The 9,484-nt window shown below is 50.5% G+C and carries 11 protein-coding genes; 5 read left to right on the top strand and 6 right to left on the bottom strand.

The genetic code is table 11. The features are described from left to right. A partial coding sequence (locus HWQ67_RS08215) for an Rpn family recombination-promoting nuclease/putative transposase (RefSeq protein ID WP_218252202.1) occupies positions 1 to 433 on the bottom strand: 433 nt, incomplete at its 3' end. Between the two features lie 49 nt (positions 434 to 482). Between HWQ67_RS08215 and HWQ67_RS08210 the strand changes: the two genes are divergently transcribed. After that, on the top strand, positions 483 to 710 hold the full coding sequence (locus tag HWQ67_RS08210; protein WP_218252201.1) for a hypothetical protein: 228 nt from the start codon (positions 483 to 485) through the stop codon (positions 708 to 710). Here the strand turns inward: HWQ67_RS08210 and HWQ67_RS08205 are convergent. Then, positions 707 to 916, bottom strand: coding sequence for a hypothetical protein (locus HWQ67_RS08205; RefSeq protein WP_218252200.1), 210 nt, complete (start codon positions 914 to 916; stop codon positions 707 to 709). The two genes, HWQ67_RS08210 and HWQ67_RS08205, sit on opposite strands and share 4 nt — an antisense overlap. A 390-nt stretch (positions 917 to 1,306) precedes the next feature. Here HWQ67_RS08205 and HWQ67_RS08200 point away from each other — a divergent pair, with 390 nt between their 5' ends. From HWQ67_RS08200 to tgt, 3 genes are all read left to right on the top strand, one after another. After that, positions 1,307 to 2,752 carry an HD domain-containing phosphohydrolase gene (locus HWQ67_RS08200; RefSeq protein WP_218252199.1) on the top strand — a complete coding sequence of 482 codons (1,446 nt, stop codon included), beginning with the start codon at positions 1,307 to 1,309 and terminating at the stop codon, positions 2,750 to 2,752. 212 nt (positions 2,753 to 2,964) lie between these two features. Further along, on the top strand, positions 2,965 to 3,624 hold the full coding sequence (locus HWQ67_RS08195; protein WP_218252198.1) for a metallophosphoesterase family protein: 660 nt from the start codon (positions 2,965 to 2,967) through the stop codon (positions 3,622 to 3,624). Positions 3,625 to 3,630: 6 nt separating this feature from the next. Beyond that, positions 3,631 to 4,731 carry a tRNA guanosine(34) transglycosylase Tgt gene (gene tgt / locus HWQ67_RS08190; RefSeq protein ID WP_218252197.1) on the top strand — a complete coding sequence of 367 codons (1,101 nt, stop codon included), beginning with the start codon at positions 3,631 to 3,633 and terminating at the stop codon, positions 4,729 to 4,731. Between the two features lie 185 nt (positions 4,732 to 4,916). Here tgt and HWQ67_RS08185 read toward each other — a convergent pair whose 3' ends face one another. The 4 genes from HWQ67_RS08185 to HWQ67_RS08170 all read right to left on the bottom strand — a co-directional run bounded on the left by HWQ67_RS08185 (position 4,917) and on the right by HWQ67_RS08170 (position 7,951). Then, positions 4,917 to 5,405, bottom strand: coding sequence for a regulatory protein RecX (locus HWQ67_RS08185; protein WP_218252196.1), 489 nt, complete (start codon positions 5,403 to 5,405; stop codon positions 4,917 to 4,919). Between the two features lie 14 nt (positions 5,406 to 5,419). After that, positions 5,420 to 6,199, bottom strand: coding sequence for a DNA repair protein RecO (recO, locus tag HWQ67_RS08180; RefSeq protein WP_218252195.1), 780 nt, complete (start codon positions 6,197 to 6,199; stop codon positions 5,420 to 5,422). After that, positions 6,199 to 6,651 carry a bifunctional nuclease family protein gene (locus tag HWQ67_RS08175; protein WP_040334772.1) on the bottom strand — a complete coding sequence of 151 codons (453 nt, stop codon included), beginning with the start codon at positions 6,649 to 6,651 and terminating at the stop codon, positions 6,199 to 6,201. Before HWQ67_RS08175 ends, recO begins: the two co-directional genes overlap by 1 nt. A gap of 109 nt (positions 6,652 to 6,760) precedes the next feature. Then, on the bottom strand, positions 6,761 to 7,951 hold the full coding sequence (locus tag HWQ67_RS08170) for a pyridoxal phosphate-dependent aminotransferase (protein WP_218252194.1): 1,191 nt from the start codon (positions 7,949 to 7,951) through the stop codon (positions 6,761 to 6,763). 315 nt (positions 7,952 to 8,266) lie between these two features. Between HWQ67_RS08170 and HWQ67_RS08165 the strand changes: the two genes are divergently transcribed. Beyond that, positions 8,267 to 9,484, top strand: a 1,218-nt coding sequence (locus HWQ67_RS08165; protein WP_218252193.1) for an LPS-assembly protein LptD, incomplete at its 3' end; no start/stop codon positions are given.

The following is a 9,484-nucleotide window of genomic DNA, read 5'->3' as shown; positions in this document are numbered from 1 at the left end:
GCCTGTATGTTGACGTATTTAATATCTTATGCCTTGTTAAATAATCATCGCCATCAAATATGTTAAATTCCACTATGCCTATAAATATCACCTGATTTAGTGTGTGGTAATTATCGCCCTCTTTTAACTGAGCAACATAGGCCTTACTCGTGTAATATTGTACACGTTTTTCAAATCCGGACTTTTTTTGAACCTGTATCTCAACTATAAACGTTACTTTCCTCTTGTCTATTGCCCGTATATCCAGCATGGTATATTTTAAGCTCGGTATCTCCGGTGCCTGCCAGGGATTCAATATTGTTAAATCATCTATCTCTCTGTCTCCGCTTAGGTCCAGCACCGAATTCAAAAAGGACATTAGTATCTCCTTCTTGTTCTCATTGCCAAATATCTTCTTAAACGCTATATCGTTTCGTACATCTACAAACTGCATATTTATATTCTATCCGAAAATCCTGCAATAAAGCAACAGGTTGTCGCCGTTGACCGTAATACACATATTGGGCCGTCCTCGCCGGTGGCGCAGGAGGTCGCGGCAGGCTCACGGTTGCGGCGTGGACGACTCCGGCAAGGCAAGCAACGCCAGAATAGCCGGCGTCAGTTTGCTGGTGTGCGAAAAGCTATTGCATGTACTCATTGCTCCCTCCTGTTGTGACTTGATTGAGATTTACGTCAGGCAGCAGACATCTGCCATATGTTACCGCAATTAGCTATATATTTCTTCAGGTATGTCAATGACCTCAACCTGACCATCTTTAACTAACTCATTGTTAATACTTATCATATCCTGTGCCCCAATAATCAACGATTCTATTAACTCATCCCTTGTTCTCTCCTGGGCATTGACACCGGGTATGTCAATTAACCATCCTATCCACCAATCATCACATTTCTTAACACAAGCCCTGCTTTTCATTTACTACCCCCTATTGTAAGGTATGCCTAAATCCTTGCATATCTTATAGCACGTTTCGATTGGATTAAATACAAGATACATGGAGTTTTTACGGGGTCAAGGGGACTGGTCCCCTTGCGGGGGGTTCTGAAGGGGGGCGGAGCCGCCCCTTTCTTTCTTTGTATCGCATGCAATCGAAACACTCTATATATTCTACCCGAGAATCCTGAAATAAAGCAACAGGTTGTCGGCTTGGTCTGCACCACAATCAATTGTGGTTGCTACGATTTACGCATGACGCTCCATGAAAATATCGCACATTTTTTGTAGTTAATCCAACCGAAATCTGCTATAATATACCCCAACATGGAAACACTGACAAGGCCGGAAAGCCGGACAAGAAATTACGCAATGACTATGAGGGTTTTCGTTCACTATAGTCTGTCGATAGTTATCATAAGCATTTACAGTGCCAGTGTGTGTCCTTTTCTTGCGGAATTCTTTATCGGACAGCGATTATTACTGTTTGCGGTGGCGTTTTGGATAGCGCTTGCCCTGCGTCAGGGGGTGATAGGGTTTGGAGTCTTGGGTGAGAACCATCTCCTTAGGATAAAGCGTCAGGCGGGTCTTGACTACGGACTGTTTATGTTGTCGGGGATGGGCGTTGCGCTGTACAACTTTTATGCCTATGGCTTCCCGGCAGGCAGTGGTTTGAAGGTCATCGTGGGCAGCATGACGCTTGGCTTTTATACCGCCATTGACCTCGCACTCGAAACAGAGAGAACCATAAACTCGGAGATCAGAAAAACCGGAAAACACATAACCGTCTCAGACAACTTCGTAAAGCTGACCACAAAGATAATCCTGGTTGCCACTTTCAGCATGTTTCTTATGATGGTGGTAGTGTTTTTGATTATATCGCGGGATATTAACCTGTTTATACGCAACGGAGAGGTCATTGCCGGGTTTTCTACCGGAAAGATACTGATCGAGATCGTCTTTGTGATCCTGGTGGTCATAGCCGAAAACATCAATCTGATAATCTCACATTCCAAGAACCTGAGACTGTTCTTTGAGAGTGAAAACAGGGTATTGTTAGCCGTTGCCAATGGTGATCTGAGCCAGAAGGTGACAGTCAGCACAAACGACGAGTTTGGAGTCATCGCCACATACTCCAACAAAATGATAGACAAGCTCAGGGAACGCACCGAGGAGTTACAAAAGACCCGGGACGTGACAATTTTATCTCTGGCCGGCCTTGCCGAAACCAGAGACAACGACACGGGTACACATATCCTGCGCACACAGCGATATGTCAGAGCCCTTGCCATGTCGCTGAGACATAACAACCGATTTTCCGCTTACCTGGTTGATGAAACCATCGACATATTGTATAAATCCGCCCCCCTGCACGACATAGGGAAGGTTGGCATACGTGATGCCATCCTCCTGAAGCCCGGAAAACTCACGGACGAGGAATTTCAGGAGATGAAGATGCACGCCGTCTACGGCAGGGATGCCCTGTTAAAGGCAGCAAAAACGCTTGGCTCCAACTCGTTTTTGGACATCTCAATGGAGATCGCATATTGTCATCATGAAAAGTGGGATGGCACCGGCTATCCTGAAGGTCTTACCGGCGACAGCATCCCGATGCCCGGACGACTGATGGCACTTGCCGATGTCTATGACGCACTCATAACAAAGCGGGTGTACAAGGATGCCTTTTCCCATGAGGTGGCACGGGATATTATCCTCAAAGGGCGCGGCAGTCACTTTGACCCCGCCGTTGTTGATGCCTTCCTGAGCGTGGAGGATGAGTTTGTTGCCATTGCAAGTGAATTCAAAGACGAATCCTGAACAGGAAAATTACAGTTGTAAGATATATATGTGTCTTGTTATCTTGACAATGTCATATTCCAATCTCTGCAAACAAAGATGCCTGCATGTTTACTTAAATGTGAGATTGTCAATGTACTTACAACTCGTAATCTGCCATAATGACCAACTCAGGCAAGAAAATAAACCTGCTCACACTTGACAATAATACGACAGCCTATTAGTATATATTGTTGAAAGAAATTAAGCGACAGATTGCCATTGGAGATATACATGGCTGTTATGGTCTCATGGTTGACCTGCTGGAGGACGTCATAAGGTTTGACCCTGATACGGACGAACTGGTCTTTATCGGTGACTACATAGACAGAGGCGATAAGAGTATGCACGTGGTGACATACGTTAACGCCCTTAGAAATAAGTATCCCGAAAGCATAGTCCTCCTGATGGGTAATCACGAACTGCTTGCCCACAGTGCCTTTAAGACCAGGGGAAGCAATCACGTTCAACTGTGGTTTATAAACGGTGGCATCAACACGATAAACAGTTATGGTAACTACGAAAATGCACAAAAACACCTGGTCCCCTTCATAGACACGCTCCGGTACTACTATGAGACGCCTTCCCACATCTTTGTCCACGGTGGTATCCCCATGGGCGAAACACTCCAGAGCGCCCAACCAAATGCCCTATTGTGGGACAGGAACTACGACCGCTACCGTGGTAAGACAATCATCGTAGGACACACCCCACACAAGGTCGTCACCAAGTACAAGAGCGCCGTTGCCATAGACACGGGGGCCGTCTATACCGGCAAGCTCTCCGCCTACGACCCCATCAACGATTGCGTATACGAGGCGGTAGACCTCGACAATCGTAAGTCGGCGAAGTAGGCAGTAATGCGCTTTTCGTTGCTCAACGTCGATGGCAACGCCAGGGTCGGGACGCTCCGGGTGGGTGCGTGGACGTTGCCAACGCCGATGTTTATGCCCGTGGCAACGCAGGGTACGGTCAAGGCCATGACCCCGTTGGCGTTGCGGGAGGTTGGGGCCGATATCATCCTCTGTAACACCTACCACCTGTACCTGCGTCCGGGGCATGACGTGGTTGCGGCAGCGGGCGGACTGCGCGGGTTCACCTCCTGGGACGGCCCCGTGCTGACCGACAGTGGCGGATTTCAGGTCTACAGCCTCTCCCCGCTGAGGAAGATCAAAGAGGACGGCGTGCAGTTCAAGTCCCACATAGACGGGTCAACCCACTTTATCGGTCCCATAGAGGCAATGCAGATACAGCGTGCCCTTGGTGCCGACATCGTAATGGCATTTGACGAGTGTCCGCCATACCCTGCTACCTACGAGTATGTCCGCAGCTCCCTTCAGTTGACCACTCGGTGGGCAAGGCAGTGCAAGGAGGCACACGATGGGCGACAACTGCTCTTTGGCATCATCCAGGGAGGGGAGTACGAGGACCTGCGGCGTCAGAGTGCGGCGGAGTTAAAGGCGTTGGACTTTGACGGCTATGCCCTTGGCGGGGTCAGCGTCGGAGAGCCAAAGGACATGATGTACGACATCGTCAGTTACATGGCCCCGGAGATGCCACAGGACAAACCCCGTTATCTCATGGGCGTTGGCTTCCCGCAGGACATCCTGCATGCCGTCGAGGCAGGCTTTGACATGTTTGACTGCGTCATCCCCACCAGAACCGCCAGGCACGGCACCCTCCTGACGCATTCGGGCAGGATCAGCATCAAGGCCCAACGCTACAAAACCGATACTACCCCCCTCGACCCACTGTGTCAATGCTACACCTGCAAAAACTTCTCACGCTCATACCTCAACCACCTCTTTCGTGCAAAGGAAATCCTCTCCATCACACTAAACACGATCCACAACCTCCACTTCTACTTCGAGCTTATGAGCGACATCAGATCGGCTATCACACAAGGCAGGTTCAAGGACTTCAAGGCACAGTGGCTTAAGGACTACGGAGTGGTACCATAATCACCATCCCGTTCAAATATAGCCGTAACCTTTTCCGTAACGGTTAATCCGTATCCTCTTTATATTTCATGGTAGCAAAGAAAGAAAGGGGCGGCTCCGCCCCCCTTCAGAACCCCCCGCAAGGGGACCAGTCCCCTTGACCCCTTCTTACGAAACCTTTTACCATGCTTTTTTAAGAGGATACGTTAATCCTGCCCTTGTTCTTCGTCTTCCTTATACTGCTTTATTGCCTGTGCAATTGTGTCGTTATCAAACCCCTTTCTTGACAACAGATCACGCATCTTATTCAGTTTAACGTAAATGGGGAATTTCTTTAGATGTCTTGTTTTTTTTGAGATGACTTTGAGGGCTTTTTCCAGTTCCCGTTGGTCGGTAAAGACCAGCTCGTCGATGATCTCCCTATCAACGCCCCTGGCCCTCAGCTCCTCCTTACATGCAAAGGCGCCCAGGTTCTTTGAGTCTTCGTAATGGCTCAGTAGTACGCCGGCTGCCCTGCGGTCGTCCAGGAGGCCGAGGTCTGTGAGGCGGAGGAGTTCGACCTCGATGTCCTGAGCCGGGTAGCCGCGGGCAATCAGCTTGCGATAGAGTTCAGCCCTGGTGTAGTCCCTGCGGTTTAGCAGCCTGTAGCAATACTTTCTGATGTCGTTGGCTGCACTGCCCCCTGGCGATTTCATTGTATGTGGCATTTTTACGTGAGGGGGACTGTGACCCGTTGCTGGGTCAGGAGGAAGGAGTTTGTCTTTATGTCCTTGTCTATGGTGAATCTGATATGCAGGTTTAACATGCGCTCAAGTTCCTGAGCCAACTGCGGAGACGGCATCAGCCTGCCCAACATCTCCCAGCGCCACTGCCGAATCTTTTCATAGACGCTGATTGCCCCCATTGAGAGTTCAACCTTGGGACTGCCCCCACCGGAATCGCCCCGCCCCATGCCGCCCAGACAACCACCACACACGATCGAGCCATCATGGAAGTAAAACGACGTCCCCGTCCGCCCACACATGGCACAACCACTGAGACGCGGCAAAAACCCCGACAACGTCAACAGCTTGACCTTGTAGAACAGATATACGCGGTAGGGCAATCTGTCCGTTTCTATGAGCCTGAGGGCATTGAGCATGATGTCAAACAGCTCCCTGTGGGGCGCCATTTCGGGTATGAGGCCGAGGGTCATCTCCACGATCTCCGATACCCGTTGGAAGCATCCAAATTCCTCCCTCAGTTTCTGATGCGGGTAAATAATGTCGGCCTGGGTGAGTCTGGGCAGTGTGGCATGTTCCCTGCCCCAGAAGGCCATCCGGTTGTGTGTGAGTGGTTCAAGGGCGCTGCCAAACCTGCTCTTTGTCTTGCGCGGTCCCTTGGCAAAAACCCTGACCACTCCATAGTCACTGGTGAAAAACGACACTATTGCATCGGCCTCCCCATAGGGGAAGCTGTTAAGGACAATACCCTCGGTTCTGTGGAGCATTACATGATGTTGCCAAAGTCCTCGGGTTTAAGGTTCTTAAGCCATTCCTCCAGTTCATCGGTGTTTCTGCGCTCAATTACACTCTCATCGACGTAGATCGGCGAGCTTGTCCTCAGAGCCACGGCCACGGCGTCACTTGGTCTGGAGTCTATGGGTTTTTCATACTTACCGTCGGAGACATACAGGGTAGCATAGTAGGTGTTGTCCACGATTTCCCGTACCACGACCTTTGAGACGCTCATCCTCAGCTCCTCAATAATATTCTTTACGAGGTCGTGAGTAAGCGGCCGTGGCGTAACAACCCTTCCCAAGGCCAGGGCTATAGAGTCTGCCTCCGGTTTGCCTATCCATATGGGCAGGGTCTCATCACCATCTACGGCCTTGAGTAAGAGTATGTACATACCGCTTCTTGGGTCAAACAACAACCCGTCTACTTTCATCTTTATCACCATATCAACAATGCTCCCTTGCTCCCGTACTGTACTAATATTATACTTTTTGGGAGGTCTTTTTCAAGACAAATATTTATACTGCAACAAAACCCCTTCTGCCGTGGGGGACTTACGAGAGTTTTCCGAGGGCCTCCCTGAGCCGCGACAGCCCCTCCTTGATGTTCTTCATCGAGGTTGCATAGGACATCCGTATAAAACCCTCGGCACCAAATGCCCCACCGGGGACAAGCGCCACATGCGCCTCCTGTAGCAGATACATGGAAAGGTCGGTGCAGTTTTTGATTTCGCTATTCTGGAAACGCCGTCCCAGTACCTTCTTTATGTTTGCGAATGCGTAAAACGCCCCCTCCGGCATGATGCAAGACACCCCCTCGATGGCATTAAGCTCGGCAACGAGGAAACGCCTCCTGTCGTCAAACTGCTTCAGCATTTCGTCAATGAATCCCTGTGGACCATTGAGGGCCTCCACTGCCGCCTTCTGGGCAAATGACGTGGGATTGGACGTCGATTGACTCTGGATGTTCTCCATTGCCTTAATCACGTCGGCGCTACCGGCGGCATAGCCAAGGCGCCATCCGGTCATGGCATAGGCCTTGGACAGACCGTTGATGACGATGGTTCGCTGTTTGATTTCGTTGCTTATGCCGGCGATGCTTACGTGTTTTATGCCATCGTAGAGGAGTTTTTCGTATATCTCATCGGAAACTACCCAGAGGTTGTGCTTGATGACGATTTCGGCGATGACCTCGAGGCTCTTGAGGTCGTAGGTGAAGCCCGTGGGGTTGGAGGGATAGTTGAGGATGATGGCCTTTGTCTTGCCGGTGATGCTGCCTTTGAGGGCATCCGGAGACAACATAAACTTATCGGCCTCCGTAGTCTGGACGATGACCGGTGTTGCGTCGTTGAGCAAGACCTGGTCGGGATACGACACCCAGTACGGGGCAGGTATGATGACCTCATCCCCGGCACTGTACAGCGCCTGGGCCGCGTTGTAGAGAGAGTGCTTGGCCCCGCAGGAGACCACTATCTCGTTTGGTTTGTAGTGGAGGTTGTTGTCCCTTTTGAACTTTTCGATGATTGCGGTTTTTAGTTCCGGTATACCTCCCACCGGTGTGTACTTTGTGAATCCGTCGTTGAGCGCCTTGACTGCGGCTGCCTTGATGTGGTCAGGCGTGTCAAAATCCGGCTCCCCAACGGCAAAGCTGATTACGTCAATTCCATTAGCCTTCATCTCCTTGGCTTTTGCGTCAATCGATAACGTCGGAGACGGCTTTATCTTTCTGGCCCTGTCTGATACCATCTGTGTTCCCCTCATAATTTTATAGATTTGATCTAATGATACTATATCGGCAATGATTTTTTGTATCCTCTTTATATTTCATGGTAAAAAAAAGAAAGGGGCGGCTCCGCTTCTTTGTCGCTCCAGGACGCTCCTGGCCCCCTTCAGAACCCCCTGCAAGGGGGCCAGCCCCCCTTTTATGCCGGGGGTCGCTGACCCCTTGACCCCATAATGCTTAACCTTCTACCATCACAGAAATATTTACAGGAAGAAAGATTTTGGATTGCGTTGCCCTCTTCTTTTCTTGAGCACAGAAATGTTACAATCACCACTGTAATGCTAAAACGGACAATCACTTTAGCGCTGACGGTGGTGTGTTTTTTTGCATTTGCTGCAGTCGTCGCCGGTAACGATAACGTCGCCGGTGGCAATCACGCCGGCAACGACAGCTCCGCACTGGCAATAAAGGCCGATTCGCTGGAGTACAACAGCAAGGAAAAGATATACTACCTCAAGGGCAACGCATCGTTGCTCAAGGGGGCATCCTTTGTCTCTGCCGACTACATAGAGTTCCACGAGGAGCAATCCATCGCCGTGGCAAAGGGCAGCGTCTACTACGACGATAACGAAATAACCATCCGTGCTCGTTCGGCGGTGCTCAATACCGCAAAAAAGACCGGTTCGCTTATACAGGCATCGGTGTTCGTAAAAAATGGCAACTACCACGTCACCGGGGAGTATCTCATCAAGTTGAGCGACACGGAGTACAGGATACAAAACGCAAACATCACCACCTGCGACTCGATCCCCTGGGACTGGTGCATATACGCACAGGAGGCCGAAATCGAAGTCGATGAAGAGATCAGGGCAACCGGCGTGATCGGCAAGGTTGCCGACCGGTCGGTCTTGTATACGCCGGTGTTTTCTGCCGCACTAAGGCGCAAGACGGGGTTTCTGATCCCCGGTCTGGGCTTCCACAGCGACAAGGGAACATATGTGAGCATCCCATTTTACTGGGCCATATCAGAAAACAGAGACATGACGATAGTGGCCGAAAATCTCACCCGCAGGGGCCTGGCAGAAGGCGTTGAATACCGCTACGTGGAACCCGGCGGGATACAAGGCACCTGGTGGGTGTATCACCAGCACGACAAGGTCGTAGGGAAGGACTATGTCATGGTCAAGGGTACACACACACAAGACATGGATAACGGTGTATCCGCATTTTTCAACGTAAACTACCTCAACGAAAGCGACTACTACAAACAGTATAGCCCGCAATTCCAGGTGAGCATCCAGCGATTCCTGGAGTCAACGGCCGAGGCGTCCTACTCCACTGACAAATACCGCGCCTACGTTCTCAGCCAGTACTTTACGGATTTGCAATACAAGACCGGCCTGGCATCACAAAAGTTGCCGGAGCTGGGATTGTCCCTGCACCCCACAGACCTGTGGCAGTCGGACGTGATTCCCGGCAGATTTTCCGTGACGTCGTCTGTGGCAAACTTCACCTCGGATGACGGAATCAAGGGGCAACGCCTCTACGTCTCACCC

The organism is Candidatus Magnetobacterium casense (assembly GCF_019173545.1).
GTDB classification, from domain to species: Bacteria; Nitrospirota; Thermodesulfovibrionia; order Thermodesulfovibrionales; family Magnetobacteriaceae; genus Magnetobacterium; species Magnetobacterium cryptolimnobacter.
Note: the sequence above shows the minus strand (reverse complement) of the source record. Positions and strands in the feature narration are given on the sequence as shown.